At 62.8% G+C, this 26,232-nt stretch carries 28 protein-coding genes and 1 pseudogene; 15 read left to right on the forward strand and 14 right to left on the reverse strand.

Annotation, left to right across the window (positions count from 1 at the left end; genetic code table 11):
* Positions 1–17 precede the first annotated feature (17 nt).
* Both B0G77_RS30100 and B0G77_RS30105 read left to right on the forward strand, forming a co-directional pair.
* Positions 18–383, forward strand: coding sequence for a nuclear transport factor 2 family protein (locus B0G77_RS30100; RefSeq protein ID WP_133665533.1), 366 nt, complete (start codon positions 18–20; stop codon positions 381–383).
* A gap of 107 nt (positions 384–490) precedes the next feature.
* A complete protein-coding gene (locus B0G77_RS30105) occupies positions 491–1,324 on the forward strand; it encodes an AraC family transcriptional regulator (protein WP_133665534.1) in 834 nt (277 codons plus the stop codon).
* Positions 1,325–1,405: 81 nt separating this feature from the next.
* Here the strand turns inward: B0G77_RS30105 and B0G77_RS30110 are convergent, their stop codons facing one another.
* Positions 1,406–2,893 (reverse strand): PLP-dependent aminotransferase family protein, encoded by a 1,488-nt coding sequence (locus B0G77_RS30110; RefSeq protein ID WP_133665535.1) that lies wholly within the window; start codon positions 2,891–2,893, stop codon positions 1,406–1,408.
* Between the two features lie 100 nt (positions 2,894–2,993).
* Here B0G77_RS30110 and B0G77_RS30115 point away from each other — a divergent pair, with 100 nt between their 5' ends.
* The gene (locus B0G77_RS30115; RefSeq protein WP_133665536.1) at positions 2,994–3,635 is read left to right on the forward strand and encodes a pyridoxamine 5'-phosphate oxidase family protein; all 642 of its coding nucleotides are present in this window, start codon (positions 2,994–2,996) and stop codon (positions 3,633–3,635) included.
* Positions 3,636–3,816: 181 nt separating this feature from the next.
* Complete coding sequence (locus B0G77_RS30120) at positions 3,817–4,251, forward strand: cupin domain-containing protein (protein ID WP_133665537.1); 435 nt, start codon at positions 3,817–3,819, stop codon at positions 4,249–4,251.
* 68 nt (positions 4,252–4,319) lie between these two features.
* On the opposite strand, the gene phaZ is transcribed toward B0G77_RS30120, so the two are convergent.
* Complete coding sequence (phaZ, locus tag B0G77_RS30125; protein WP_133665538.1) at positions 4,320–5,738, reverse strand: polyhydroxyalkanoate depolymerase; 1,419 nt, start codon at positions 5,736–5,738, stop codon at positions 4,320–4,322.
* Between the two features lie 205 nt (positions 5,739–5,943).
* On the opposite strand from phaZ, the gene B0G77_RS30130 reads away from it, so the two are divergent.
* On the forward strand, positions 5,944–6,600 hold the full coding sequence (locus B0G77_RS30130; RefSeq protein WP_133665539.1) for a glutathione S-transferase family protein: 657 nt from the start codon (positions 5,944–5,946) through the stop codon (positions 6,598–6,600).
* A 101-nt stretch (positions 6,601–6,701) separates the two neighbouring features.
* On the opposite strand, the gene B0G77_RS30135 is transcribed toward B0G77_RS30130, so the two are convergent.
* Positions 6,702–7,112: a DUF4440 domain-containing protein gene (locus B0G77_RS30135; protein WP_133665540.1), complete on the reverse strand. Its 411-nt coding sequence runs from the start codon at positions 7,110–7,112 to the stop codon at positions 6,702–6,704.
* Positions 7,113–7,292: 180 nt separating this feature from the next.
* Here B0G77_RS30135 and B0G77_RS30140 point away from each other — a divergent pair.
* The 6 genes and pseudogenes from B0G77_RS30140 (at position 7,293) to B0G77_RS30165 (ending at position 12,592) form a co-directional block, all read left to right on the forward strand.
* Positions 7,293–7,738, forward strand: a pseudogene (locus B0G77_RS30140) (hypothetical protein).
* Between the two features lie 232 nt (positions 7,739–7,970).
* Entirely contained in the window at positions 7,971–8,723 is a 753-nt protein-coding gene (gene glnH / locus B0G77_RS30145; RefSeq protein ID WP_133665541.1) for a glutamine ABC transporter substrate-binding protein GlnH, read from the forward strand.
* A 61-nt stretch (positions 8,724–8,784) separates the two neighbouring features.
* The gene (gene glnP, locus B0G77_RS30150) at positions 8,785–9,441 is read left to right on the forward strand and encodes a glutamine ABC transporter permease GlnP (RefSeq protein WP_133665542.1); all 657 of its coding nucleotides are present in this window, start codon (positions 8,785–8,787) and stop codon (positions 9,439–9,441) included.
* Positions 9,438–10,166 carry a glutamine ABC transporter ATP-binding protein GlnQ gene (gene glnQ, locus B0G77_RS30155; protein ID WP_166656307.1) on the forward strand — a complete coding sequence of 243 codons (729 nt, stop codon included), beginning with the start codon at positions 9,438–9,440 and terminating at the stop codon, positions 10,164–10,166. Before glnP ends, glnQ begins: the two co-directional genes overlap by 4 nt.
* Before the next feature lie 17 nt (positions 10,167–10,183).
* Positions 10,184–11,230 carry a C45 family peptidase gene (locus B0G77_RS30160; RefSeq protein ID WP_133666942.1) on the forward strand — a complete coding sequence of 349 codons (1,047 nt, stop codon included), beginning with the start codon at positions 10,184–10,186 and terminating at the stop codon, positions 11,228–11,230.
* A gap of 15 nt (positions 11,231–11,245) precedes the next feature.
* Positions 11,246–12,592 (forward strand): aspartate aminotransferase family protein, encoded by a 1,347-nt coding sequence (locus tag B0G77_RS30165; protein ID WP_133665544.1) that lies wholly within the window; start codon positions 11,246–11,248, stop codon positions 12,590–12,592.
* A gap of 59 nt (positions 12,593–12,651) precedes the next feature.
* Here B0G77_RS30165 and B0G77_RS30170 read toward each other — a convergent pair whose 3' ends face one another.
* From B0G77_RS30170 to B0G77_RS30185, 5 genes are all read right to left on the reverse strand, one after another.
* A complete protein-coding gene (locus B0G77_RS30170) occupies positions 12,652–12,882 on the reverse strand; it encodes a hypothetical protein (protein WP_133665545.1) in 231 nt (76 codons plus the stop codon).
* Positions 12,883–13,054: 172 nt separating this feature from the next.
* On the reverse strand, positions 13,055–13,462 hold the full coding sequence (locus B0G77_RS30175; protein WP_133665546.1) for a hypothetical protein: 408 nt from the start codon (positions 13,460–13,462) through the stop codon (positions 13,055–13,057).
* A 69-nt stretch (positions 13,463–13,531) separates the two neighbouring features.
* Positions 13,532–13,657 (reverse strand): hypothetical protein, encoded by a 126-nt coding sequence (locus tag B0G77_RS45350; protein WP_279571358.1) that lies wholly within the window; start codon positions 13,655–13,657, stop codon positions 13,532–13,534.
* Positions 13,658–13,912: 255 nt separating this feature from the next.
* Positions 13,913–14,620: a phosphate signaling complex protein PhoU gene (gene phoU / locus B0G77_RS30180; RefSeq protein ID WP_133665547.1), complete on the reverse strand. Its 708-nt coding sequence runs from the start codon at positions 14,618–14,620 to the stop codon at positions 13,913–13,915.
* A gap of 419 nt (positions 14,621–15,039) precedes the next feature.
* Complete coding sequence (locus tag B0G77_RS30185; RefSeq protein ID WP_133665548.1) at positions 15,040–16,416, reverse strand: MFS transporter; 1,377 nt, start codon at positions 16,414–16,416, stop codon at positions 15,040–15,042.
* A gap of 127 nt (positions 16,417–16,543) precedes the next feature.
* Here B0G77_RS30185 and B0G77_RS30190 point away from each other — a divergent pair, with 127 nt between their 5' ends.
* A complete protein-coding gene (locus tag B0G77_RS30190) occupies positions 16,544–17,260 on the forward strand; it encodes a helix-turn-helix transcriptional regulator (RefSeq protein WP_133665549.1) in 717 nt (238 codons plus the stop codon).
* A gap of 27 nt (positions 17,261–17,287) precedes the next feature.
* Here B0G77_RS30190 and B0G77_RS30195 read toward each other — a convergent pair whose 3' ends face one another.
* The 6 genes from B0G77_RS30195 to B0G77_RS30220 all read right to left on the reverse strand — a co-directional run bounded on the left by B0G77_RS30195 (position 17,288) and on the right by B0G77_RS30220 (position 21,674).
* Positions 17,288–18,568, reverse strand: a complete 1,281-nt coding sequence (locus tag B0G77_RS30195; protein WP_133665550.1) for an RNA polymerase sigma factor — start codon at positions 18,566–18,568, stop codon at positions 17,288–17,290.
* 8 nt (positions 18,569–18,576) lie between these two features.
* On the reverse strand, positions 18,577–18,987 hold the full coding sequence (locus B0G77_RS30200) for a VOC family protein (RefSeq protein ID WP_133665551.1): 411 nt from the start codon (positions 18,985–18,987) through the stop codon (positions 18,577–18,579).
* A 44-nt stretch (positions 18,988–19,031) separates the two neighbouring features.
* Entirely contained in the window at positions 19,032–19,559 is a 528-nt protein-coding gene (locus tag B0G77_RS30205; protein WP_133665552.1) for an SRPBCC family protein, read from the reverse strand.
* A gap of 24 nt (positions 19,560–19,583) precedes the next feature.
* Positions 19,584–20,000, reverse strand: a complete 417-nt coding sequence (locus tag B0G77_RS30210) for a YciI family protein (RefSeq protein ID WP_133665553.1) — start codon at positions 19,998–20,000, stop codon at positions 19,584–19,586.
* Between the two features lie 205 nt (positions 20,001–20,205).
* Positions 20,206–20,559, reverse strand: a complete 354-nt coding sequence (locus B0G77_RS30215) for a YciI family protein (RefSeq protein ID WP_133665554.1) — start codon at positions 20,557–20,559, stop codon at positions 20,206–20,208.
* 281 nt (positions 20,560–20,840) lie between these two features.
* Positions 20,841–21,674, reverse strand: a complete 834-nt coding sequence (locus B0G77_RS30220) for an SDR family oxidoreductase (RefSeq protein ID WP_133665555.1) — start codon at positions 21,672–21,674, stop codon at positions 20,841–20,843.
* A 181-nt stretch (positions 21,675–21,855) separates the two neighbouring features.
* Here B0G77_RS30220 and B0G77_RS30225 point away from each other — a divergent pair, with 181 nt between their 5' ends.
* The 3 genes from B0G77_RS30225 to B0G77_RS30235 all read left to right on the forward strand — a co-directional run bounded on the left by B0G77_RS30225 (position 21,856) and on the right by B0G77_RS30235 (position 26,215).
* Positions 21,856–22,788, forward strand: a complete 933-nt coding sequence (locus B0G77_RS30225) for a GlxA family transcriptional regulator (protein WP_133665556.1) — start codon at positions 21,856–21,858, stop codon at positions 22,786–22,788.
* 430 nt (positions 22,789–23,218) lie between these two features.
* Complete coding sequence (locus B0G77_RS30230; protein ID WP_133665557.1) at positions 23,219–25,447, forward strand: TonB-dependent siderophore receptor; 2,229 nt, start codon at positions 23,219–23,221, stop codon at positions 25,445–25,447.
* A gap of 81 nt (positions 25,448–25,528) precedes the next feature.
* Positions 25,529–26,215 carry a Fe2+-dependent dioxygenase gene (locus tag B0G77_RS30235; RefSeq protein ID WP_133665558.1) on the forward strand — a complete coding sequence of 229 codons (687 nt, stop codon included), beginning with the start codon at positions 25,529–25,531 and terminating at the stop codon, positions 26,213–26,215.
* Positions 26,216–26,232: the final 17 nt, after the last annotated feature.

Raw genomic sequence — 26,232 nt, forward strand, 5'->3', positions numbered from 1 at the left:
CTCAAGGAGACAGAATCATGAGCCATCAAGGTGACAGCGACGTTGCCGGTCTGATCCGCCGTTGCTACTCCACGTACGAGACCAAAGACAGGCAGACACTCGAAGGCCTGCTGAGCGACGACTTCACGTTCAGCAGCCCGCGCGACGATCACATCGGCAAGACCCGTTACTTTGAGCGATGCTGGCCATTCAGCGAGCACGTCCACTCGTTTCACATCGAAAAGCTCTTCGTACAGGGCGATGAAGCCTTCGTGCTCTATGAATGCAAGCCGAAAGAGGGCAAACCGTTCCGTAACACGGAGTTCTTCAAGACCAGGGACGGCAAAGTGACGGCAGTCGAGGTGTACTTCGGGTCGCCGTCGGACGACGTATCGCCAGCATGAGCGCCCTTTGCGCGACCGATGGTCCGACGGCGCAAGTTGCGCAATAGCGATCAAATGGCCCGCGCGGCGCACCGCTATGCTGGTTTCATGCTGATATGAGAGCTGGCATGAACCCCGTTGGAAAAGCACTCTGGTTTATCGAAAGCCACTTCGCGCGCGATATCACGCTCGATGACATCGCCAGCGGTAGTTGTGTGTCCCGCTTCCACCTGTCGCGGGCGTTCGAAGCCGCGACCGGCCGTTCGGTGATGCGCTATGTGCGCGGCCGGCGACTGTCGGAAGCGGCCCGCTCGCTCGCGGACGGCGCGCCGGATATTCTGGCGGTCGCAGTCGAGGCGGTATACGGCTCTCACGAGGCATTCACCCGTGCGTTTCGCGATCAATTCGGGATCACGCCCGAAGCGGTCCGCGCGCAAGGATCCGTATGCAACATCGAACTCGTGGAGCCGATCATCATGGACCAGTCATTTCTCGAAGACCTCGCGCCACCGCGCATCGAAGACGGCAAAGCCCTGCTCATCGCAGGCCTTTGCGAACGCTATCCGTGTGAGCAGAGCGCCGGCATAGCCGCGCAGTGGCAACGCTTCGGGCCGCATTTCGGCAAGGTGCCGGGACAGGTTGGACAGATCGCCTATGGCGTCTGCTTCAACCAGGACGATGCGGGAAATTTCGACTATCTATGCGGTGTCGAAGTAACCGACTTCTCGGCGCTGCCGGCAGACTTTGCGCGCGTGCGTATCGGCGAACAGCGCTATGCGGTGTTTGCGCACCGCGAGCACATTTCGACGATCCGGCAAACATGGAATACGATCTGGAACAAGTGGCTGCCCGAGTCGGAACATGAGGTCGCAGACGCGCCTGTTTTCGAGCGCTATGGCGAGCAGTTCAATCCGATGACGGGTATGGGTGGGTTCGAGCTTTGGATTCCGCTCAAGGTGTGAAGGGTGGCTTGCGCATCGCTACTGCGCAACAGGATCGTGCAGGACGTCGCCTCACCGTAAGTCGCACCGCGTGATCCCCATTCACCGGCCACGCGCAGCTAGCAACGCATCAATCACATCCGCCAGCCGCGCCACAAGCCCGTCGATCTCATTGGCCGGCACGCCCGCATAGCCGAGCACAAAGCCGTTATAACGGCTCGCATCTTCTACAGGCAGGCAATACCGGCTGACGGGCGGTACGACGATGCCCTTCGTCAACGCGAAGTCACTGATCTCTACGTCCGGGAGCGGCACATCGAGCCGCACCGTCAGGTGCATGCCGCCCGCGCCGCCCGATACCGTCACAACACCATGCAGATGGCGTTCAAGCGCCTCGAGCAGCGCGCGGCGTCTTTCCGAATAAAGCCGCCGCATGCGACGCAGATGACGGCTATACATGCCGCTATCGATGAAATCCGCGAGCGCGATCTGGTCCGCGACGCGACCGCGACGCGTGATCTCGCCCATCGTCAGCGCGATCGCGTTCGCAAGTTGCGCCGGCACGACCATGAAGCCCAGCCGCAACGCAGGAAACAGCGTCTTGCTGAAGGTCCCGACATAGAACACCGGCGCATCGGGCGCGAGCCCCTGGACGGCGGACAGTGGCGGCCCTTCGTGGCGAAATTCGCTGTCGTAGTCGTCTTCGATGATCCAGGCGCCGTGCGCGCGCGCCTCGTCGATCAGCGCAACGCGCCGCTCCAGGCCAAGCACGCTGCCAAGCGGGTATTGATGAGACGGCGTGATGTAGATCAGCTTGGGCGGCGCATCCTGCCAATGCGCCGGTGTCGGCGCAATTCCCTGCGCATCGACCGGAATCGGCACGATACGGAGCCCTGCCGACTGAAACGCGGCACGCGCGCCGTTGTAACCGGGGTTTTCGATCCACGCCGTATCGCCGCTATCGGCCAGCATGCGCGCGGCTGCGTCGAGGCCGGTCTGCGTGCCGTCGGTGATGAACACCTGTTCGATATCGCAACGCACGCCGCGCGACACCTTCAGATACCCGGCAACCGCCCGCCGGAGCGAAGGATGCCCCTGGCTGCCGCCATAACCAAGATCGGTGACGCCGACCCTGCGCCATGCGCGCTCCATCGCCGCGCGCCACTGGGCAAGCGGGAACTCGTCGAGCGCAGGCAGGCCAGGGCGAAACGCGACGTGCGCTTCCAGTGCCTCCCGATCGTTGCGCAGGCCGCCCACGCGCCGCGACAACCCCACTGACAGCTGCCTGTCGAGCGCCGCTGGCGGTTGCGCGTGCAGCCCAAGATGCGCCACGACGGAGCCATGCCGATCGGCTTCGAGAAAGCCTTCCGCGGCGAGACGCTCGTACGCGTACAGCACGGAATTGCGCGCGATGCCGAGTTCTTCCGCCAGCACGCGCGTGGCCGGTAAACGCGAACCCTGCGCGATCTTGCCGTCGAGAATCGCCCTGCGCAACGCTTCGTACAACATCCGCTGACGCGGCAATCGACGACCGTTCGACTGGGCCGCGCTTTCTTTCGCATGTGTGGAAAGCAGCAAGCCAAAATCCATATGCGTCGTGGCTCCAGAAATAGTGTCTGCCGTGGGTCTACTCGTAGTGCCACGAAAACCCTATTCTGCCAGCACACAACCAACCAGGGGAACCACACTCATGGATATGAAGGCAAGAGCACCGACTGACCGTACGCGCGTGCGCCGCGTGCCGGAGCGCGGCGATTACGAACGCGCGACGCTGGATGCGATCGTCGACGCCGCGCACCTTTGCCATCTCGCCTTCGCCGACGAACGCGGCGTGCACTGCATTCCGATGGCCTGCTGGCGCGAAGGCGATCATCTTTATCTGCACGGCTCGAACGGCAGCCGCTTGATCAGGCAGGCGGCATCGGGCGCGCAGGTCTGTGTGACGATCACCCACCTCGACGGGCTGGTGCTGGCGCGCTCGGCGTTCCATCACTCGATGAATTACCGCTGCGCAGTGATCTATGGCGTCTGCGAGCGCGTCGCCGACGAAGACAAGGCCGCCGCACTCGACGCCTTCATGGAAACCATCGCCCGCGGACGATCCCGCGAGGTTCGGCCGGGCAACGCAAAGGAACTGGCCGCAACCACAGTGCTACGCCTGCCGCTCGACGAATTCGCCTGCAAGACTCGCGCAGGCGGCCCGAAAGACGACGAGGACGACCTGGACCTGCCGGTCTGGGCCGGCGTGCTGCCGCTGGAACTGGCACCGCGCAGCGCCGTGCCCGATGGCGCTTACGAACAGACGCCCGAGTACATCGCGAAGTGGCGTTGAAGTCAGCGACGCATCCAGACGCCGCGCGCCGATGCTGTTTGCCGTCGGTCGTGCGCGTCTGCGCGGCAACCGGGACGCCTGATCCATCACCCGCCCTTGCGCGCCCGGATGGAATGTTTGATGCTTGAGAGAACGGCCCCTATGTCTTTCCCCTGACCGTTCATCATTCTGGAGCGCGATCATGACTTCCGGATTCGCCACTGAGTTTTCACACGTCCATCCACAAGATACGCCCTGGGAGGATCAGGGGCTGCGCGACTTCTTCCTGTATCGCGATCTCGGTATCGCTCAGGCGACCGGCGGCAAGGTGCTGGCGCAACTCGTCAAGGCAAACATTGCACCACAGGAAGGCACCGGCTGGCACCGTCATGAGGCCGATTTCCATATCGTGATCATGCTGAAGGGCTGGGCGCGCTTCATGTACGGCGACAAGGAAACGCTGGTCGCCGCCGGGGATTGCGTGCATCAGGCGCCCGGCATCGTCCACTACCTGTTCGACTACTCCGAAGATATGGAGTATCTGGAGATCGTCTCTCCCGCCGACTTCAAGACCGTGGGCGTCGAGGGACCCTGCGCGGTGCCACCGGTCACGCCCTGGAACAGCGAAGCGGCTTGAGCGGGCCGTGGTGGAGGCGGAGCGGTCACGCGACCGCTCTCGCCCTGCTTCCCGCAAGCGGCGGTGACCTACCCCGACACGCTGTTACGCCGTAACGGAAACACGTTGGTCGCAACCGGCTCATCGCCGCCGGGCCCATCGGCCTGGGTAACGCCGCTCGCCGCGGGCGCCGCGGGCGCGGAACCCGGCGGCGGACTGACCAGCGACGCAGCAGCAAGCTGAATCGGCGCCGCATGCGCGCTGACGACAACCGCCCGCGGCTCGTTGTCGTGAATCACACTGCGCACACGCGGGTAGATGTGCCGGTCCCAGCGCCGCCCGTTGAACACACCGTAGTGACCCACGCCGGTCTGCACATGATGCGTCTTCAGATACGGTCGCAGCTTGTCGCACAGATCCTGCGCCGCCAGCGTCTGGCCGACCGCGCAGATATCGTCCTTTTCGCCTTCGACCGTCAGCAGCGCCGTGCGCCGGATCGCCGACGGATCGACGCGCCGTCCGCGCACCTCGAGCGCATGCAACGGCAGCGCGTGACGCTGGAATACCGTATCCACCGTTTCCAGGTAGAAATCGGCGGTGAGATCCATCGTCGCGAAATATTCTTCGTAGAACACGAGAATCGCGTCGGCCTTCTGGTGGTCGCCCCTCGCGCGTTCGTCGTGCATGGTTTCGAACGAGTCGAAATGGCGCCCAAGATTCATCGCCATGAATGCGGCCAGTTGCACAAAACCCGGATATACCCGGCGCGTCGCCCCCGCAAAACCAAACGGCACGGCGCTGATCAGATTCTGTTCGAACCACTCGATCGGCTTGCTCTTCGCGAGTTCATTCACGCGCGTCGGATTGACCCGCGTGTCGATCGGTCCGGCCATCAACGTCATGCTCGCAGGCTGCGCCGGATGGTTGTCGGCGGCCATCAGCGAGACGGCGGCCAGCGCGGCCACCGTTGGTTGACACACCGCGAGCAGGTGCGCACCGGGGCCGATCTGGTCCGTGAAGTCGATCACGTGCTGCACGAATTCATCGAAGCCGAAGCGCCCTTCGGCCAGGGGAACATCGCGCGGATTGTGCCAGTCTGTGATGTAGACGTCGTGTTCCGGCAGCATGGTGCGGACCGTGCCGCGCAGCAGCGTCGCAAAGTGTCCCGACATCGGCGCAATCACCAGTACACGCGGCTGAGGTTGCGTTGGCGCATGGTCCTTGCGGAAATGAAGCAGCGAGCAGAACGGCGTCGTAGCACTGATTTCTTCGACGACCCCAACTTTTTTACCGTCGACTTCAACCGAGCCGATGTCAAATGGAGGACGATGGTGCGTCAGGCCCGCAAGCGTGATCAGTTCACAGGTCGCACGCAGCGAACGGCCTTGCGGGGTATCGGCCAGGTCCGGCCACATTGCGAGGGACCGGTTCATCAGCGAAGCGCCGTGCCGGAAAGGCAGCGTCGCGTCGGCGAAGGCCTGGTAGGCAGGATAGGCAAACAGATTCATAGCCTTCGCACGAATGCCCTAAAGGAGTGAAGCCAACAACAGGCAATACGTATGCCAGGCACGGCTCACGCCCGGCCAGCCAGCCACATCGCCCTGGCATGGCACTTGCACGATTCCGCCCGGAGCGCGCGCTTTGCTGTTATTTGGTGCGCCCTTCGCACAACACAGTGCACGCCTGTGTGCAGCGCACGATCAGGAGATTCGTATGGCGAATACCACGCTTACCATCAGCAGCAAGAACTATTCGTCCTGGTCGCTGCGCGGCTGGCTGCTCACGAGACTCAGCGGACTGCCTTTCGAAGAGATCGTCATGCCGATCGACGATCCCGCCGCGCGCGCGGAACTGCTGCTGCTGTCGCCGTCGATACTCGTACCGTGTCTGCTTCACGACGATATCAGGGTATGGGACACGCTGGCCATAGCTGAATACCTAAACGAGGTCCGCCCCGAGGCTGGCCTCCTGCCCGCCGACCGGCGCGAACGCGCGCACTGCCGCTCGATCTGCGGCGAGATGCATTCGGGCTTCGCTTCGCTGCGCTCGGCGCTGCCGATGAACCTGAAAGCGCACTTCCCCGACTTCAAGGTGTGGGCGCGTGCGCAATCCGATATCGAGCGGATCGTTGCAATCTGGAGCGAGTGTCTCGCGCAGTACGGTGGGCCGTTTCTGTTCGGCGAGCGGCCGAATGCCGGCGACGCGATGTACGCGCCCGTCGTCACGCGCTTCGTGACGTATGACGTCAAGCTCGAACCGGAAATCGTCGCCTACGGACAGCGCATTCTCGCGCTCCCGGACATGCAGCAGTGGATTGCGGACGCGCAGAAGGAAGTGGAGGAAATCGACGAACTAGATGTCGAGTTTTGAAGCGCAGCCAGTGCTCGTTTAGCTCATCTTGCCCGGCTTGACCGGCGCATGGGGTTACGCGCCGTCCCTATTGCCAGGTTTCCAGGCAGGACACTTTCGTGTCAGGCATCCTGCACGATCGTTCCCTGATGAAAGACGATCTTCCAGTCGGCGCCGACGCGTTCCCAGATCGTCGAGCGGCGCGTTTCCCGCGCGCCCTGGCGCAGGGAGTAGGTCAACAGATAGACGTCGGGGGCGAGCCGCTGGCAGTGGAAGTCGCAGCTTTCCCAGTCGTCGTCGAGCGGCGGTGACGCGTAGCGCCGTTCGAGTTCGTCGAGGACAAACTCCCGGCTATAACGCCTGCCGGACGCGCCCGTTTCCCAGAAGTCCGCAGCCGTCATCCTCTCGAAGTCGGCGCGCATCGTGCCCCACTCCGGACGATGAAAGACTGGTTCGCGGCTCGCCAGTTCGTCACGAATGGCAACCAGATCCGGTTCGGTGATGCGCGAAGGTTCACAAAGGGCGTGCGTCATGTCGGAAACTCCAGCTGGTGCCAGCGAGGTTTCAGGTTGATGCCGCGCGATGGGGCATCCGAAGCAGCTATATCGTATTCCTTTCGTCTTCACTTTTGCTCACGACGCGCCCCTACATAGGCCTTGCCGGCACGACGGCCGCTACGTAACATTTGTTGTCGCCCAAACGAGTCTCTTTCCGTGCCACCGACCTTTGACGAACTGGCCAACGCTCATTCGCGCCAGATTCCCGGATTTCAGCCCTCAATTCCAGGCAGGCGCCGCCTACCTGTTGAATTTCCCAGACGAGGTCGCGGTATCGTCGATGCGCAAGGTAGCTCAAGGCGCGAAGGTGCAGCCGGCGGCGCTCGTCCGGCTGTCACAGACGCTTGGCTTTGGCAGCGAAAGAGCAAGGCAGCCGCCTCATCGCCATCACTGACAGCGCCGTCTCGCCGATTGCGCTGAATGCGGACCAGCTGCTGCTCTTTTCGCACGAGAGCCCATCCTTCTTTCCGTCGCTCGTCGCGGCATCTGCGATCGCCGAATCGCTTGTCGCGCACCTGCTCGCCCTTGAGGGCGAGGACGCCGTCAGGCAATTGTCCGACGCAGAGAAAGCCCTGCACGAGAAGGGGTCGTACGTCAGCTGACCGGATTCCCGGTCTGTGATCGTCCAGCCAGCGCGCTTAGGCCCGCCACGCGCGAGCCAGGGTTTCCCGTCATGCAAATTCCTGTTGACGTCTTTTTTGGCGTAATAGTATCCGCCTTGACAACACATGTTGCTGCACGTATAACTGCAACACCGCATGTTGCGGCCTAGCGTGTTGTCGCCAGTCCCCCGCATCCCGGTGGGGGTATCGCCAATGATTGCGGAGAAAATCCATGGGACGCCGTTCCTTCCTGATGTCTGTCGTTGCCGTTGCGATGCTCGGCACGAGCCTCGCTCATGCCGAGAGCAAAGAACTGGTCGTCGGCACCGACACCTCGTTCATGCCGTTCGAGTTCAAGCAGGGTGACAAGTATGTCGGTTTCGATCTCGACCTGTGGGCCGAAATCGCCAAAGACCAGGGCTGGACGTACAAGATCCAGCCGATGGACTTCAGCGGCCTGATTCCGGCGCTTCAGACGCAGAACATCGACGTGGCGCTGTCGGGCATGACCATCAAGGAAGAGCGCAAGAAAGCCATCGACTTTTCCACGCCGTACTACGATAGCGGCCTCGCCGCGATGGTGCAGACGGGCAACACCAGCATCAAGTCGATCGACGACCTCAACGGCAAGGTCATCGCGGCGAAGACCGGCACGGCAACCATCGACTGGATCAAGGCGCACCTGAAGCCGAAGGAAATCCGCCAGTTCCCGAACATCGACGAGGCGTACCTTGCACTCGAAGCTGGCCGCGTGGACGCGGCCATGCATGACACGCCGAATGTGCTGTATTTCGTCAACACTGCGGGCAAGGGCAAGGTCAAGGTCGCGGGCGATCCGGTTAGCGGCGACAAATACGGCATCGGCTTCCCGAAGGGCAGCCCGCTCGTGCCGAAGGTCAACGAGGAACTCGTGAAGATCAAGGCGGATGGCCGCTACGCGAAGCTGTACAAGAAGTGGTTCGGCTCCGAACCACCCAAGTCGTAATCGTCATCGAGGGGGCGCGGCGCAAGCCGCCGCGCTGCGACGAACCAACCAGGAGCGGTTTGTGGAATTCGATTGGTCAGTTATCTGGACAGCGTTGCCAGACCTGCTGGAGGGCGTGAAGCTCACCATCTTTATCGCGTTTTTCGGGCTCGTCGGCGGGTTCATTGTCGGCATCGTTGCCGGTATGTTCCGCGCGTACGGACCCACGGCGCTGAACGTCGTCGCTCAGGTCTACGTCGAGCTGATCCGTGGCACGCCGATTGTCGTGCAGGTCATGTTTCTCTACTTCGCGCTTCCCCTGCTCGCGCATATCCGTATCGATGGCCTCACAGCCGCCATCATCGCAATCACTGTGAATTCGGGTGCCTACCTTGCGGAGGTGGTGCGCGGTGCGTTGCTGTCGATTCCTAAAGGCCTGATGGAAGCAGGCCTTGCGATGGGGCTTTCGATGCCGCGCGTGCTGGGGAAAATCATTGGGCCGCTTGCATTTCGTCGCCTGATTCCGCCATTGGGCAATCAGTGCATCGTCAGCCTGAAGGATACGTCGCTCTTCATCGTCATCGGCGTGGGCGAATTGACACGCAAGGGCCAGGAAATCATCGCCGGCAATTTCCGTGCGGTCGAGATATGGTCCGTCGTGGCGATCATCTACCTTGTGCTGACTGGCGTCATGACGCTTTCGCTGCGGGTCGTTGAAAAGAGGATGCGCATATTATGAGAATGGTCGAATTTCAAAACGTCTCGAAGAGTTTTGGCCACGTTCCCGTGCTCAAGGACATCAATCTTCGAATCGACAGCGGTGAGGTGGTTGTCGTCGTAGGTCCATCGGGCTCAGGCAAATCAACGATGCTTCGTTGTATCAATGCGCTCGAGAAAATCACTGGCGGCGAGTTGCTCGTGGACGGTCAGAGTGTCAAAGGCAACGCTTCGGTCATCCGTACGATCCGGCTGGAAGCGGGTATGGTCTTTCAGCAGTTCAACCTGTTTCCGCAGATGACCGCGCTCGAAAACGTGATGTTCGGCCCTGTCCAGGTGCGCAGCGCGTCGCGTGCCGAGGCACGCGATCAGGCGATGGCGTTGCTCGACAAGGTCGGGCTCGAATCGAGAGCCAATCACTACCCGTCCGAGCTATCCGGTGGACAGCAGCAACGGGTTGCCATTGCGCGTGCCCTCGCCATCCGGCCGAAGCTGATGCTCTTCGACGAGCCTACGTCCGCGCTCGACCCCGAGTTGCGTCACGAAGTGCTGAAAGTCATGCAGGACCTCGCGACGGAAGGCATGACGATGATCGTCGTGACGCACGAGATTGGATTCGCGAAGCGGGTTGGAACGCGACTGCTGTTCATGGACCAGGGTGGTATCGCTGAGGACGGCGAGCCTGCCGCACTGATCGATCAGCCGCCCACGCAGCGACTCAAGGATTTCCTGAAACACGTGTCTTGACAGAGGTCATGCTTCACATGCAGGTACTCACTCCCGCCGTCATCTCCGGCTCTCCGTACGACATCGGCTACGGCCTCGGCATGCTGGCCCGGCCGTCCATGGACGCATACATGGCGCAAAGCAGTGCATGGCGGGCGGTCAGCCAGTGGCGCGGCCGCGCGTTTGTCCAAGGGCTGCGGCAAGCCGCAGAAGCCATGTTCCCGGACCATGTCGCCGAGCTTGACGGCATGGCGGCCGGCCTCGGATGGGCCGCGGAAGATGTATTTCTGTGGAACTGCCGGGGGGAGTTGATTCACAACGCGCCCGACGGATGCACTACGCTGGCGGCGGGATCAAACGATGCGCGCTTCATCGCGCACAACGAGGACGGCGACCCGTACCTACGCGACAGGTGCGCGCTTGTCGATGTTCGCCCGACCGGCAAGCCGGGTTTCCTGAGCTTCTACTACCCGGGTTCGCTGCCCGGGCACACGTTCGCGGTGAACCGCGCGGGGCTCGTGCAGGCGATCAACAACATCCGCATCAAGACGCCCGCGACCGGCGTCCCTCGCATGATCTTGTCGCGTGCGGTGCTGGACGCCAGTTCGCTCGATGAGGCCGTCAACACGCTAGGCGTTGCGCCGCGTTCAAGCGGCTTTCACCATACCTTGGGGTGCGTCGGAGACGATCGTCTGCTCAGCATTGAAGCAACCGTGAAGCGCTGCTCAGTACAGACTATCGAGAAGCTTTCGGGCCACACGAATCATCTGATTCATCCGGGTTGCGAACGCGAGGCACAGATTGTCACCGCCTCGTCCGGCGACCGGCAGGCGAGACTCGGCCAGCTGCTCCCTGCCCTTGGCGAAGTCGGTCGCGTGCCGCTGCTTCAGGTGCTGTCCGATCGCGCGCCACAGGGCTTACCCATTTACCGCGACGATCCGGCCGATCCCGACGACGAAAACACACTGGCAACCGCGCTCTTCGTCATCAGGGACGACGGAGTAGAGTTTGAAGTTCGCCAGCAAGGCGAGCTTCGGTTCAAGCAATTCGTTACGCAAGAGCCGCGGCCAGCCGCCGCGTCCTGAACACTGAGGCAAAGAATGACGACCGTATTTCACCGCGCGCCCCGCGCAACACTTCCCGTCGCCGTGGCTGGCGACGGCATCGAGATCATCGATTCCAACGGCAGGCGCTACATCGACGCGTGCGGCGGCGCTGCGGTTTCCTGCCTGGGTCACAGCAATCAGCGGGTCATCGACGCCATCAAGCGTCAGGTCCAGAAACTCCCGTTTGCACATACATCGTTCTTCACGACAGACATTGCCGAAGAACTCGCGGATCGCCTCGTCAACGCAGCGCCGAAAGGACTGGGACATGTGTACTTCGTCTCCGGCGGTTCCGAGGCTATCGAGGCCGCGCTGAAACTTGCACGTCAGTACTTTGTGGAGAAGGGGCAGCCCGAGCGGCGCCATTTCATCGCGCGCCGCCAGAGCTATCACGGCAACACGCTGGGTGCGCTGGCGATCGGCGGCAACGCATGGCGTCGTGAACCATTTCTGCCGATCCTGATCGAGGCACACCACGTCAGCCCTTGCTACGCGTATCGCGAACAACGCGCGGGCGAGACGGAAGAAGCGTTCGCGCAACGTCTCGCAGACGAACTCGAAGCAAAGATTCTCGAACTCGGACCGGAGTCGGTTGCGGCCTTTGTCGCGGAGACTGTCGTCGGCGCGACGGCTGGCGCCGTGCCGCCGGTGCGTGAGTACTTCCGCAAGATTCGTGCAGTCTGCGATAAGTATGGCGTTCTGCTGATTCTCGATGAAATCATGTCAGGCATGGGGCGCACGGGCTATCTCTTCGCGTGCGAGGAAGACGGCATCTCGCCCGACATTCTCACCATCGCCAAGGGGCTGGGCGCCGGCTACCAGGCCATCGGTGCCACGCTCGTCAGCGACGAAATCTATAACACCATCGTCGCCGGCTCCGGCTTCTTCCAGCACGGCCACACGTACATCGGCCACGCCACGGCATGTGCAGCAGCACTCGAAGTGCAGCGTGTCATTGCGGAAGACCGGTTGCTCGACAACGTGAAGGCGCGCGGCGAACAGCTGCGTTCGCTGCTCCGCGGCCATTATGCGGATCATCCTTTTGTAGGGGACGTACGGGGGCGAGGTCTTTTTGTCGGCGTCGAACTCGTCCAGAATCGCGACACCAAGGCACCCTTCGACCCGCAGAAAAAGCTGAATTCAGTCGTCAAGAGCGAGGCGATGAAGCGCGGGCTGATGGTCTATCCGATGGGCGGCACCGTCGACGGCAATCAGGGCGACCATATTCTTGTCGCCCCCCCGTTCATCTGCACGGAGCAGCAGATCGAAACCATCGTCGGCCGGTTGACGGATGCCGTCGACGCAGCCCTGTCTTCTATCGGCGCCCCGGCAGCCCGCTGACGACCATTCACCCCGCCACCGGCGCGAAGTGACGATATGCGCGCCGGTGGCCCATGACGTTATACGTGATTTTCCAGTAGCGCCAGCAGGTCGTCCTCGCTTGGGCGGGTACCCCAGTTGCGCGCGCCTGCTACGGAAGCAATGGCAAACCATGAGTGCGGCGGGAACCACTCGCGAATCAGAACGCCGTCCTGTCGAACGAGTAGCTGGCCCGTCTGTTCGCTAAATTCAGCGGACATCTGCTTGCCGCCAAGTTGAGCCGTAACCGATTGAAAGCTGTTTCGTGACATGGTGCCTCTCCAGGGTCATCAGCCTCAGGCCGGCGGATCATCCCCGGCCGTCGCGGCTGCGTGGCAAATACACCGCGAGGCAGATCAAGGACCTCTGACCAACACGGCTCACAGGAGATAACGCGCCTGCAACAGGCACGGCGCGCGGGTGGCGCGGGCGGCAGCGTGGCTGTCAGTGATCGCCGTGATTGCCGCGTCCGCCTTCATCGTGACCATGATTCCAGTCGTTTCGCGGGCCGTCGCCGCCATGGTCGTGTCCCCAACCACCGCGGTGGTCGTAGCGAGCTTCACGCCAGTCCCGGTCATCGTGGTGGCGCTCTTCCCAGTCGCGACGCGCCCAGTAACGGTGTCCATCGTAGTACCGCTCGCCGTACCATCCCGGCGCGATGACGACAGCAGGAGGTGGCGGCGCATACACAACGGGGGGAGGTGCCGCATAGACTGGCTCTGGTGCATATACCACGCCAGGGATGCCGATGTTTACACCGACGTCCACGTGTGCGAGGGCAAGCGACGACACGCTGCCGCCCACGCCGGCAATCAATGCCATCGCAAACCAGCGAGTGCTTGAGATTCTCATAACCGCTTCTCCGGATTGATATTGAAGGGACCGTCCGGTCACAAAGACCACCGGCGGCCCGCCTGGTTTTTAGTAGCGGTCGCGATAGTGGTCGTGGTCGTGATAGGCGTAGCCGCCTCCCGGCACGACAATACAACCGCTGAGTGCGCTTCCAAGCGACACAGCCAGCAGCAGCAGCGCCAAGGTTCGTTTCATACGGTGCCCCGCTCGTTAGTGTTGAGTCAACTATATCGGGTGAGCAAATTACCGTTGTGTTTGTGTGTATCCAAACGTGTACTTTGAAACAACTCACCGTAATGTATTCCGGGCGCACCTGTGCAGCCAGCGATGCGCTGGTTACATGTGAGTTCGACGAGAGTGGAAACGTCGACGCCGCCGCTGGATAGATTCCGATGCGAGGCTGATCCTGGTCGATGCGGTGCGGTTTTGATTAGAGGCAACCACTCCGCTTCAACTATCGGACGCCATGCCCTCGATGCGTCGTAACGGCTGGTGGCGAACGTCGGTGCCGTGCACCACGTAGACGACGGACTCGGCGAGGTTGGTCGCGTGGTCGCCGATGCGCTCGATGGCCTTCGCGATGAAGAGATAATCCAGGCCGGTAGAGATGGACCGGGGATCTTCCGTCATGCAGGTGACCAGCTTGCGCATGAAGGCACGAAACTCGTTATCGATAGACACGTCGTCACGAATGATCTGTCTTGCCGACTCCGTGTCCATGCGTGCGAATGCGTCCAGCGCCCTGCGAAGAATCTGCAACGCCATCTCACCCGAGATCTTGATTTCAGCGATATCGACGCTGCGTCCTGCCCGATTCATCGCAAGGCTGCGAATCCGCTTGGCGATCTTGCCGGCCTCATCGCCCGCGCGCTCCAGGTTCGTGACGCATCGGGAAGTCGCCATCAGAAAGCGCAGGTCGCGAGCAGCCGGTTGCCGACGCGCAATGACGTTGCTCACTTCTTCGTCGACTTCGACTTCCATCGTGTTGAGTCGATGCTCACCCTCGAGAATCTGCTCGACGAGCGGCAAATCGAAGGTCTGCAGGGCATCCATTGCCGAGGCGATCTGCAGTTCCACGAGACCGCCCATCTCCAGCAAGCGGCTGGTGAGCCGCTTGAGGTCGCCATCGAATGTGCTCGAAGTGTGCTTGTCCGACAAGTTCGTTCCTGCGCGAAACCGCGAGTCCGATAATCTGCGGTTGCGGGCGGCATCGTGGCCCGAACCGTCATGCGTGTGAACGATTACGACCGCATCCGGCCTCGTGTCCTCTTGGCATGCAAAGGACCATGCGATGCAGGGCCGCGACCTCACCCAACGACCGCCTCGGGCGACGTTATCAGATTCTCCTGAAGGGAACCTTATGCGGCGACTTCCGCCAGGCAAACCTTGAAGCCCGTGACGGGGGCAGCACTATTGTGGCCCGACAAAATACCGGCCAACTGCGCCTGTCACGTCCGCACCACCGCGGACACAATATGCGTTCACGTCAACACGCTCGGCCTGGCGTATGACTCATCCGGTCACGCAATACGTCCTCTTCGCGCTGGCGTCCGGCGCGTGGCGCCGCAGCGCAGACCTTAGACGTGATGCGGATGCGCCTTGCGACGCGTCGTGGCCACTGCCCGCCACCACACCAGCGCCGCCGCCAGCGACATCCCCGCAGCCGTCCACAGTACGGCCCGCATGCCGGCGTCGAACGGGTCACGCGCGGCAAGCAGCATGCCGAAGATAGCGACGCCCAACGCCGCACCCGTTTGACGCGCCGAGTTGAGCACCCCGGCCGCCATGCCGGCACGGCTCTTTTCGACGCTGCCCATCAGCGCTGCCGTTGCCGCTGGCGTGATGAAGCCGCCGCCGAGACCAATCGCCGGCAATGGCAATGCAACAAGCCAGTAAGGTGATGCGGGCGTGGAAAGTAGCAGACCAAGAAAGCCGGCGGCCTGCAGCAGCAAACCGGTGAGCACCGGCCAACGGGCGCCGTATGACTTGACCAGTCTGCCGGCAAGCATGTTGCCACCGGTCACCACAATAGTCAGCGGCAGAAACGCGACGCCCGCCCACAACGGAGCGTAGCCGCGCACCTGCTGGAAATACAGGCTGAGCACGAAGATGATGCCGAACGACGTCAGCGCCGTCGTCATGGCTGCGATCGCTGAACCGACGAACACGCGGTCCGCGAAAAACGACAGCGGCAGCATCGGCTGTGAGTGTCGCGTTTCGATCGCTACGAACAGTATCCACGCCGCCACACAAAGCAGGATGCCCGCAACGACCGGCGGCGAGCGCCAACCTGCGGCGCTGCCTTCGATCAATACGCCGACCAGCGAGCCGAGCGCCACGATCGCGGTCAACTGTCCGCCGAGATCGAGCGGCCGGCTCGTGGCGGTCTGTGGGTCGCGGGCGATCCGCGATGTCAGCCATACGCCTGCGAGGCCAATCGGCACGTTGGCAAGAAAGATGCTGCGCCAGCCGAACAGATGGATCAGCACACCGCCCACCAGTGGACCGGCTGCGAGCGCGGCGCCACCCCCTCCGGCCCACACGCCGATCGCACGCGCCCGTTCTCCCGGGTCAGGCCATGCGTGGTTGAGCAGCGTCAGCGAACACGGCACAAGCAACGCCGCGCCGATGCCCTGCAAGACGCGCGCGACTGTCAGCACCGTCAGACCAGGGGCGACGCCGCACAGTGCCGAAGCCAGCGTGAAAACCACGAGCCCGGCGAGATAGGTATTGCGTGCGCCCCACCGGTCGCCGAGGGCACCGCCCGTCGGCAGCAAGGCCGCGAACGTGAGCGTGTACGCGTTCACGATCCACTGCAGGCCGGCGATGTCGGTCGCGAGGGACTGTGCGATACGTTCGAGTGCGACGTTGACGATCGACGTGTCGAGAATGACCACGACGTAACTGACGCTCGTCGCCGCAAGCACGCGGCGCTGAAGAGCACGGTCTGACATGGCAGGCTTGTCCTGTGGGGAATCACAGGTTCAGTGTGGCCCGCAACGCCACGCGGATGCTTCGACGCGTATCGAAGCATCGGATTCGCGCAGCCGACTATCATGGGAACGTCGCCGGAGATCCTGTATGCCTGTCCAGCCGAACATCGCGTCCACCGCGTTCCTGATTGCCGAGCCCGCCCGCGCAAAAATCCTGATGGCGCTCGCCGACGGACGTGCCCTGCCCGCCGGCGAACTTGCCTATGCGGCTGGCGTCACCGCGCAGACCGCGAGCACCCACCTCGCAAAACTGCTCGCGGGCGGCTTGCTGGCCGTCGAAACCGAAGGGCGGCATCGTTATTACCGGCTTAGCGGCTCACACGTCGCGCAGGTGCTGGAGAATCTCGCGGCGATTCATCCGGTCAACGACGTGCGGCGTAAGCCCCTCACGCCGGAAGCGCGAAACCTGCGTTTCGCGCGCTGCTGCTACGACCATCTGGCGGGCGCAGTCGGCGTGGCGGTGACGCAGGCGTTGCAGCAGCGCGGCTTCATCGTCGCCTGCGCCGACAAGCAGTTCGAAGTCACGCTCGCGGGCGTCGCGTGGTTCGGCAGCGTGGGGCTCGACCTCGCCGCCGTGCGGCCCACCCGACGCGGCCTCGCGCGCCAATGTCTCGACTGGACCGAGCGGCAGCATCATCTGGCTGGGCCGCTCGGCGCGCAGTTCATGACCCTGCTATGCGCAGAGGGCTGGCTGCGGCGCGCGAAGGCATCGCGTGTCGTGCAGGTCACGCCGAAGGGCTGGGACGCGCTAAGGGAACATCTGGGTATCGAAGGCCGGCTGGGCGAGCTGTCGCACGGACACTGACCGTCCGTGCAACGAACGCAGAAGCAATCAGCTGCGCTGCCCCATCTGGCTCGCACGCTCCAGCAGCAATTCGCGCTCGCGCAGGTTGCGGGTCATCGCGGCGGCGCGTTCGAACTCGGCGCGCGCTTCGCCGGTGCGGCCGAGCTTCGCGAGCAGATCGCCGCGTACGCTCGGCAACCAGTGATAGCTCACGAGCGACTGTTCGTCGCCCAACGCATCGACGATCTCCAGCGCTGCGGCCGGCCCGAAGGCCATGCCGATCGCCACCGCGCGATTCAGTTCGATCACCGGTGACGGCGCAACCTGGGCGAGCGCGTCGTAAAGCGCGACGATCTGCACCCAGTCGGTTTCCTCCGCCGTTCTGGCGCGGGCGTGACAAGCGGCCAGCGCCGATTGCAGCGTATAGGGCCCGCTCGCGCCGCCAAGGGCCACTGAACGCTCAAGCGCGGCCAGCCCTCGGCGGATCAGCAACGGGTCCCAACGGCTGCGGTCCTGATCGAGCAGCAGCACCGGGCGGCCTTGCGCATCGGTGCGGGCATGCGTGCGCGACGCCTGGATTTCCATCAGCGCGACCAGCCCGTGCACTTCGCTTTCATCAGGCATCAACCGCTCTAGAACGCGTCCCAGCCGCAGCGCTTCGTCGCAGAGCGCCGGTCGCATCCAGTCGTCGCCGGCAGTGGCCGAATAGCCTTCGTTGAAGATCAGATAGATCACTTCGAGTACCGATGCGAGGCGCGCCGCCCGCGCGTCAGCCTGCGGCACCTCGAAGGGCACGTGGGCCGCCTTGAGCGTGCGCTTCGCGCGCACGATGCGCTGTGCGATCGTCGCTTCGGGCGCAAGGAAAGCACGCGCGATTTCGCCGGTCGTGAGGCCGCCGATGAGGCGCAGCGTCAGCGCGACCCGCGCCTCGGTCGACAGCACCGGATGGCACGCTGTGAAGACGAGCCGCAGCAGGTCGTCGCCGATATCGTCCTCGCGCGCCGCGTCGAGGCTATCGACGAAATCCGGCACCACGTGACTCTCCAGCGCGTCCATTTCGCGTCCGAGTTCTTCATGCTTGCGCGCGTGCAGCGCTTCCTGACGCAAGCGGTCGAGCGCGCGGTTCTTCGCTGTCGCCATCAGCCAGGCTCCCGGGTTGTCCGGCACGCCCGCTTCGGGCCAGTGTTCGAGTGCGGCGACGAGCGCATCCTGCGCTAGCTCCTCGGCAAGCCCCACATCGCGCACGATCCGCGCAACGTGGGCGATGACCCTGGCGGATTCGATCCGCCAGACTACCTCGATGGCTCGATGGGTGTCGGCCGGAATCATCGCGGACCTCAACGAGCGCCCGCCGCGGCGGGGTCCTCCATATAGACCAGTTCCCAGATATGGCCGTCGACGTCCTCGAAACCGTGGCCGTACATGAAGCCGTGATCCTGCGGCGCACGCGGCGCGGTGCCGCCCGCGGCCACGGCCTTCGCGACCAGTCCGTCGACTTCCGCGCGGCTCGCGCACGAAAGGCACACGAGGACTTCCGTGCTCTCTTTCGCGTCGGCTACCGGCTTGCCAGTGAAGCCCTTGAAGAAGTCCTTCACGAGCAGCATCGCATAGATGTTTTCGCCGATCTCGAGGCAGGCTGCGGAGTCGTTGGTGAACTGCGCGTTGAAGCCGAAACCCAGCGCCTTGAAGAAAGCCATCGACTTCGGCAGGTCGTTCACCGGGAGATTCACATAGATCTGCTTGTGCATGATGTTCCCTTGTCAATTGCGTGCTGATGGCAGACTACGTCGCGTCAGCCTGCTTCGGCGATGTTCTTCAGGTTGCCGAGGCCGTCTTCGAAATCCTTGCCGATCATGCGATCCATGTTGAAGAACACGCCGATGAGCTTCGAAACGTACGGCACGGGGCCGTGCATCGACCACGTGACTTCAGTCGCGCCGCCTTGCGGCTTCAGCATGAATTCGGCGACGTTGTGCGCCTCGAACGGTTTGACGAAATCGAGCTTCATCGTGATGCGTTCGGGCGATGAGGCGTCGACGATTTCCATCTGCCCGACACCGACCTTGTTGCTCTGCCAGGCGTAGGCCGCGCCGGGTCCGCTGGCATTGCCGGTGTATTCACCCTTGATCGCAGTGTCCTTCTTTTCGTACGGATTCCATGTGTTGAACAGGTGCAGGTCGTTGATGAGCGCGAAAATCCGCTCGGGCGCAGCCTTGACAGTCGCGCTGCGTTCGACGCGGAACGTGTCGGGCCGCGTCGCGGCATAGGCCAGCAGTAGCGCCACGACGGCGACGCCGGCCAGCAGGATGGTCTTGAGCATGTGAGCCTCCGATGCCTGTGCGCACTACCGCTTGCCAGCCTGCAGTTCGCGGAACCGCTCAACCGGCTCGCTCGGCTCGAAGTCGTCCATCTCGTAGAGCTGGCGTACTTCGATCTCGCCGTCGGCGGTTTCACCGAACGGTGCCGGGAAGCGGCGCGCCCATTCCATCGCCTCTTCGCGCGAGCGGACCTGGATCAGCGTATAGCCGGCAATCAGTTCTTTCGTCTCGGAGAACGGGCCGTCTACGACCGTGCGCTTGCCGCCGCTATAGCGGATCCGCCAGCCTTTCGAACTCGGCTGCAGGCCGGTGGCGTCGAGCAGCACGCCCGCCTTCGCCAGTTCTTCGTGGTAGGTCGCCATCGCCGCGAACACGGTATCGTCGTCGGGCATCACGCCGGCTTCGGACGTTGCGTTCGCCCGCACCATGATCATGAATCGCATCGCAGTTTCTCCTGTGGTTTGGGGAGGAAAGCCGTTTGTTTTGCTGGCTTCTGCTTACACGACGAACCACCCGCGAGCGGATCGACATGAAAAATGCGACGCCAGGGATATCCCTGGGCGATGTCAGGCATCGATTCTCATGTGGCCAATCTGGGTGGCGATCGCAGGAATCGGCAGGCAGCGGAACAGCGACCGCGCCGCGGAATCACTCCCAGCAGGGTCCGATCTTGCGGACTTCAACCGTGCACCATGACGCCGCCGGGCACTCCTTGGCAATCGCGACCGCCTCTTCGAGCGTTTCGCAATTGAGCAGGAAGAAGCCGCCGATCATTTCTTTCGCTTCGGCGAACGGGCCGTCGATCACTTTGCTGCGACCGTCGCGCACCTCGACGCGCGCGGCCTTATCCTGCGATGCGAGCGATTCCACCGCGCGCAGCACGCCGCGCGACTGCAGCCCTTCGCCGAAGCGGACCATCTGGTCGTAGATCTCCTGCCCTTCCTCCCTGGTCCGCTGATCGCGCTGGTCGGTGGGTTCGATGATGAGCAACATGTAGGACATGGGGTCTCCCATGAATGGCGCGACGCGTCATGCGTCGAAGCGGTGGGGCGCGCGAGGCGCGAGCGTTGACTGCCATCGCGGCCGCATCGAAGCGCGGCGGGCGATGTGTGCGATGGCAGTCTAGCAAGCGGATGTGGGGAGGTGCAAACGTCCCGTCAGGGACCTGCGCGCGCCGGCGGCGCGAATCCGCCGATGCGCCAAAGGCGTTCTGGACGCCGCGTGATTGCGAAGCGAGAACAATTCCGGCTGGATCACCCAGCCGGAGTTTCAGCGCAGCGGGCTTAGGCTGTGACGTGGGCCGCAACCCCGTAGCGGGCGGCTGCATGCTTGTGCGACAGATTCGGCCCGAGCGCGAGCCGCGCGTCGTTGAACGTTTTCCAGTCGCGCGCGTCGGGCAACGATGGAATCGTGACGAGTTCCTGCTGGTCGAGTCCCGCGAGCGCTGCGTCGACCATCTCGGCCGCCGACATCACGATCTGCTCGGGCAACGCAGAAACCGGTGTTCCCGCGCGGTCCCAGAACTCCGTGCTGGTCGCGCCGGGCAAAACGGCCTGAACCTGCACACCTTGCGCACTCACTTCGCGATGCAGCGACTGCGTCAGATTGAGCACGTACGCCTTCGTGCCGCTGTATGTGCCGTTCAGCAATTCCGGCGCCACCGCGACGATGGACGAGATGTTGACGACCACGCCATGGCGTCGCGCCACGAAACCCGGCACGGCCGCCGAAGTGAGGCGCGTCAACGCGATGACGTTCAGCTGGATCATGCTTTCGAGACTGTCCGGGTCCGAATCGACCAGCGTGGCCGTCGCGCCCACGCCGGCGTTATTGACCAGCATCGTGATGCTCGTGTCGGAACGCAGACGCTCCTCGATGCGATGCAGATCCGGCTTCGCGGTCAGATCGGCGGCGACGACGTCGATATTGCGTCCTGTGTCACGCGCCATGCGTTCCGCCAGACCGGCAAGACGCTTCGCGTCACGCGCCACCAGAATCAGATCGTAACCGCGTCGCGCCAGGCGGTCGGCATAGACCGCGCCAATGCCCGTCGATGCGCCCGTGATCAGCGCGGTGCCCTTCTTGGCACCTGCTTCCGCGTGTTCTTTAGTTGCCATTTGAAGCTCTCCTTGTGAACGCCGGACCTGAGTGCCGCGCGCCCAAATCAATGTGAAAAACGAACCCTTATCGCTCCGGACACGCCGCCTTGGGGAAACGCATCTGGAATTGACATGAGCGAGTCTAGGCGCGTACGCTTATGTCTCAAATGACGTATTTACCTCGTTTTAGGACACAGCGATGAAGCGTATCGGCGTGGTGGTCTTTCCCGGATTCCAGATCCTCGATCTGGTGGCCGTGTCGGTATTCGAACTGGCCAACAAGGAGGCGGAGCGTCCCGCGTACGCAATCGAAGTCATCTCGGAACACGGTGGCCAAGTGCGCAGTTCGTCGGGTGTGCAGATCGACACGCAGGCCTTCGACGATCCGGCATTCGATACGGTCATCGTCAGCGGTGCGATGGATATCGCACCGTCTACGCCAGGGCTGTGCGCGTTTCTCGGTCGGGCGCTGGCCGCGTCGCGGCGCACCACCAGCATCTGTACCGGCGCGTTCGTGCTCGCCGAGGCGGGCATTCTGGATGGCCGCCGCGTCACGACGCACTGGCGCTTTGCGCGCGAACTCCAACACCGTTTTCCGCTGACCCAGGTAGACGAAGACCGGATCTTCATCGTCGACGGGTCAGTCTGGACGTCAGCCGGCATGACCGCCTGTATCGACCTGTGTCTCGCGCTGGTGGAAGCGGATCTTGCCGTCGAGGTATCGCGCGCGGTTGCGAAGAAGCTGGTGGTTTATCACCGGCGCACAGGTGGCCAGTCGCAGTTTTCGGCGATGCTCGATCTCGAGCCGCGTTCCGACCGGATCCAGACCGCGCTGACTTATGCAAAAAATCATCTGCACGAGCGTCTGTCGGTCGAAGAACTGGCGAAGGTCGCCCATCTGAGCCCGCGGCAGTTCAGCCGCGCGTTTCGTGATGAGACCCGGCAATCCCCGGCCAAGGCGATCGAAAACCTGCGCGTGGAAGCGGCCCGTTCGATGATCGAAACCGGGCGTCATTCGCTGGACGTGGTCGCTGCCGAAACCGGATTCGTCGATCCGGAGCGGATGCGGCGCGCCTTCCTGCGCGCGTTCGGGCAGCCGCCGCAGGCAATCAAGCGGGCCGCGCGGAGCTGAGCCCTGGGCGCTTCGTCGCCACTCGCTTCTATCTGTTGCCCGTTGCCTCCATTCGCCGCCGCAGATGAGCGCCGCTCGACTGCCTTCCATCTGAGTTTGTGAGAACCGGCCGCACCATCACCGCGCGCCGGGCATGTTTTCCCCCTCTCTAGCGATGGCGCTGTTGCCCATCGTCCGCGCGGAATGTCGTTTTCGCGCAAAGGCATCCGTCAAATAATTACAAAAAACCCACAAAACGTACGGGGTTTGTTGCGGGCGCTTACCATCTATGAAATGATAATGATTCGCATTTACTAACGCATACCGGGACTTTCAGCAAAGATCCCGGGGGGATGAACTCGCGCGTGCGCCATGACACGCGCCGGGTTGCGGCACGACGTCCGCGTTGCGCCGAGCCAGAAAAATGACAGTAACAACAACAGGAATCGAGATGCCTGGAACAACGCCGCTCGCCGCGGCCATCATGACTGTTTTCGCGGCGCCGCTTTACGCTCAAACTGCAACGCAACCCACCGCACCCGTCGCACAGGCAGCGCAAGCGACACAGACCCCACCCGCAACAAACACCGCGGCCGACGGCAACGCCACACTGCCTGCAGTCAAGGTAACGGGCCAGGCCGACAACAGCCGCGACTTCCAGCCGGAGACATCGAGCGTCGGCGCCAAGGTTCCTACCGCACTGCGCGACATCCCGCAGGCTGTGGTGGTCGTACCGAAAGCCGTCTTGCAGTCGCAGGCCGCGACATCGTTCAGCGACGCATTGCGCAACGTTCCGGGCGTCACGATTGGCGCAGCGGAAGGCGGCCAGATCGGCAACAACATCAACCTGCGCGGTTTCACGGCGCGCACCGATATCTATCTCGATGGATTCCGCGACCGCGGCCAGTACTATCGGGACACTTTCAACCTTGAATCCATCGACGTGCTGTATGGCCCGTCGTCGCTGTATTTCGGGCGCGGGTCGACGGGCGGCGTGATCAACCAGGTCAGCAAGCAACCGGACCTCAAGCGCCGCGCCGACGTTTCGGTGATGGCCGGGACACACGACCGCTACCGCACCACCGTCGACGTGAACCAGCCGATCAGCGACACCGCCGCGATTCGCGTCAACGCGTTCGGTCAGGACATGGGTTCGACGCGTGACGTCATGAAGAACAAGGACTTCGGCGTCGCCCCTGAAGTGCGCTTTGGCATCGGCACGCCGACTGAAATCACCCTGTCCGCGCTGATCCAGCACAACCGCGACCAGCCTGACTACGGCGTGCCGTCGCTCAATGGACAGCCGGCGCCGGTCGGCCGGGGCACCTTCTACGGCTTCACCGACGACCGCACGATCCAGGACGTGCAGACGTTCTCTGCACGCATCCAGCACCGCTTCAACGAAAACCTGACGTTGCGCAACCAGACGCAGTTCAGCCACTACAGCACCGACGCGCGCGCAACCAATGCGGCGGCAGTGCTGAGAGGACCGTTGGCCACCTCGACCGCGCTGACGAACGGGAATTTCACGTCGCTGCCGCTATCGCAGCTGTACGTCAAGCTGCAGGGCAAGGACCGCATCATCAACGATCACTCGGTCTATAACACGACCGATTTCGACGCGAAATTCACGACCGGGCCGCTCAAGCATGAGGTGATCACCGGCGTCGACCTGAGTCATGAGACGTACAGCAACCAGACCTACACGTCGACCGCAGCAGGCTTGCCGTCCAATACCCTCGCGATCGTGCCGCTGATCGATCCGACCTACACCACCCGCCCGTCCAGCACGAAGACGGTGGCGACCAACCTGGCCGAGTCGAGCGCGAACGGCATCGGCCTCTTCGCGAACGATACGATTTCGATCGGCGAGCACTGGAAGGTAGTTGGCGGCGTGCGCTGGGACCGCTATGAAGCCTCGATCAGCAATTCGATCAACGCGCCTTCGTACGCCACGCAAACGAACTTCTACACCAGCGTGCGCGGCGGCATCATCTGGCAACCAACCGACTGGCAGTCGTACTACGTGTCGTATGGCACGTCGTTCGATCCGTCGCTGGAAGCACTGACGCTGACCAACGGACAGCAGAATCTGCCGCCGGAAAAGAACCGCTCGTACGAAGTGGGTTCGAAGTGGGACCTGCTGGGCGGTGGCCTGTCAATTTCGCAGTCGCTCTTCAACATCGAGAAGACCAACGCTCGCACACTGGATTCGACCGGCGCCTATCAGCTCGATGGCGATATTCGCGTGCGCGGTTATCAGCTTGGCGTTGCCGGCCACATCACGAACAAGTGGCAGGTGTTCGGCGGTTATACGTACATGGACGGCACCGTGTTGAAGGCGCTCGACGGCACTGCCGGCAAGACACCCGCGAACACGCCACGCAACATGCTCACGCTCTGGACCACGTACGCGTTCACGCCGCACTGGGAAGCCGGCGGCGGCCCGGTCTACACGTCGTCGCGCTATGCAGCGAACACCAACTACGTGAAGGTTGGCGGCTATACGCGCTGGGATGCCATGGCCGCATATCACGCGAAGAAGTATGACGTCCAGTTCAACGTGCTCAACATGACGGACAAGAAATACTACGATGCGCTGATTCCGTCGGATGGCGGGCGCGCGGTGCCGGGTCTCGGCCGTACCTTCCTCGCGACGGTAAACTACCGCTTCTTCTGATCGCGCCAAGCGACGACCCACGAAACGCCGCCCGTCTCTCCGCCGGGGAAGCGGGCGGTCTGACGCAGGAAGTATCCAGTCATGATTGTCTCCATTCCGGACGTACTCAGTCCCACTGACGCCGCCACGATGCGCGCGCGTCTCGAAGCCGCCACCGATTCCTGGGTCGACGGCCGTGCGACTGCCGGTTATCAGGGTGCGCCCGTCAAGCGCAACCAGCAGATCGCGGAAGGTTCGCCGATTGCACAGGAAATGGGAGATATCATCGTCGGCGCGCTGGAACGGCATCCGCTCTTCATCAGCGCCGCGTTGCCGAACCGTGTCTACCCGCCGCTTTTCAACCGCTATGAAGGCGGCATGCATTTCGGCAGTCACGTGGACGGCGCGATCCGGCTCGTCCCTGGGCATGGTGCGCGGGTACGCACCGACCTGTCGATCACACTGTTTCTCACACCACCCGACGAATACGACGGCGGCGAACTATTGATCGAAGACACCTACGGCGTACAGGAAGTCAAGCTGCCCGCTGGCCACGCGATTGTCTATCCCGGCACGAGCCTGCATCAGGTCCGCCCTGTCACGCGCGGCACGCGAGTGTCGAGCTTCTTCTGGGCACAAAGCCTCGTGCGCGACGACACGCGCCGCTCGCTGCTGTTCGATATGGACAACGCTGTCCAGCGTCTCAATGCAACAAACGGCGATGAGGCGGCGAAACGCACATTGATTGGCTGCTATCACAACCTTCTGCGACTCTGGAGCGAGACGTAACCATCAGGGCGCAAACG

This window comes from Paraburkholderia sp. BL10I2N1 (assembly GCF_004361815.1).
In the GTDB taxonomy this organism is placed as follows: Bacteria; Pseudomonadota; Gammaproteobacteria; order Burkholderiales; family Burkholderiaceae; genus Paraburkholderia.

Bases quoted from the DNA above. Each gene is read 5' to 3' on its own strand.
- B0G77_RS30100 (WP_133665533.1), top strand. From the start codon at position 18: ATGAGCCATCAAGGTGACAGCGACGTTGCCGGTCTGATCCGCCGTTGC.
- B0G77_RS30105 (WP_133665534.1), top strand. From the start codon at position 491: ATGAACCCCGTTGGAAAAGCACTCTGGTTTATCGAAAGCCACTTCGCG.
- B0G77_RS30110 (WP_133665535.1), bottom strand. From the start codon at position 2,893: ATGGATTTTGGCTTGCTGCTTTCCACACATGCGAAAGAAAGCGCGGCC.
- B0G77_RS30115 (WP_133665536.1), top strand. From the start codon at position 2,994: ATGGATATGAAGGCAAGAGCACCGACTGACCGTACGCGCGTGCGCCGC.
- B0G77_RS30120 (WP_133665537.1), top strand. From the start codon at position 3,817: ATGACTTCCGGATTCGCCACTGAGTTTTCACACGTCCATCCACAAGAT.
- phaZ (WP_133665538.1), bottom strand. From the start codon at position 5,738: ATGAATCTGTTTGCCTATCCTGCCTACCAGGCCTTCGCCGACGCGACG.
- B0G77_RS30130 (WP_133665539.1), top strand. From the start codon at position 5,944: ATGGCGAATACCACGCTTACCATCAGCAGCAAGAACTATTCGTCCTGG.
- B0G77_RS30135 (WP_133665540.1), bottom strand. From the start codon at position 7,112: ATGACGCACGCCCTTTGTGAACCTTCGCGCATCACCGAACCGGATCTG.
- glnH (WP_133665541.1), top strand. From the start codon at position 7,971: ATGGGACGCCGTTCCTTCCTGATGTCTGTCGTTGCCGTTGCGATGCTC.
- glnQ (WP_166656307.1), top strand. From the start codon at position 9,438: ATGAGAATGGTCGAATTTCAAAACGTCTCGAAGAGTTTTGGCCACGTT.
- B0G77_RS30160 (WP_133666942.1), top strand. From the start codon at position 10,184: ATGCAGGTACTCACTCCCGCCGTCATCTCCGGCTCTCCGTACGACATC.
- B0G77_RS30165 (WP_133665544.1), top strand. From the start codon at position 11,246: ATGACGACCGTATTTCACCGCGCGCCCCGCGCAACACTTCCCGTCGCC.
- B0G77_RS30170 (WP_133665545.1), bottom strand. From the start codon at position 12,882: ATGTCACGAAACAGCTTTCAATCGGTTACGGCTCAACTTGGCGGCAAG.
- B0G77_RS30175 (WP_133665546.1), bottom strand. From the start codon at position 13,462: ATGAGAATCTCAAGCACTCGCTGGTTTGCGATGGCATTGATTGCCGGC.
- B0G77_RS45350 (WP_279571358.1), bottom strand. From the start codon at position 13,657: ATGAAACGAACCTTGGCGCTGCTGCTGCTGGCTGTGTCGCTTGGAAGC.
- B0G77_RS30185 (WP_133665548.1), bottom strand. From the start codon at position 16,416: ATGTCAGACCGTGCTCTTCAGCGCCGCGTGCTTGCGGCGACGAGCGTC.
- B0G77_RS30190 (WP_133665549.1), top strand. From the start codon at position 16,544: ATGCCTGTCCAGCCGAACATCGCGTCCACCGCGTTCCTGATTGCCGAG.
- B0G77_RS30195 (WP_133665550.1), bottom strand. From the start codon at position 18,568: ATGATTCCGGCCGACACCCATCGAGCCATCGAGGTAGTCTGGCGGATC.
- B0G77_RS30200 (WP_133665551.1), bottom strand. From the start codon at position 18,987: ATGCACAAGCAGATCTATGTGAATCTCCCGGTGAACGACCTGCCGAAG.
- B0G77_RS30205 (WP_133665552.1), bottom strand. From the start codon at position 19,559: ATGCTCAAGACCATCCTGCTGGCCGGCGTCGCCGTCGTGGCGCTACTG.
- B0G77_RS30210 (WP_133665553.1), bottom strand. From the start codon at position 20,000: ATGCGATTCATGATCATGGTGCGGGCGAACGCAACGTCCGAAGCCGGC.
- B0G77_RS30215 (WP_133665554.1), bottom strand. From the start codon at position 20,559: ATGTCCTACATGTTGCTCATCATCGAACCCACCGACCAGCGCGATCAG.
- B0G77_RS30220 (WP_133665555.1), bottom strand. From the start codon at position 21,674: ATGGCAACTAAAGAACACGCGGAAGCAGGTGCCAAGAAGGGCACCGCG.
- B0G77_RS30225 (WP_133665556.1), top strand. From the start codon at position 21,856: ATGAAGCGTATCGGCGTGGTGGTCTTTCCCGGATTCCAGATCCTCGAT.
- B0G77_RS30230 (WP_133665557.1), top strand. From the start codon at position 23,219: ATGCCTGGAACAACGCCGCTCGCCGCGGCCATCATGACTGTTTTCGCG.
- B0G77_RS30235 (WP_133665558.1), top strand. From the start codon at position 25,529: ATGATTGTCTCCATTCCGGACGTACTCAGTCCCACTGACGCCGCCACG.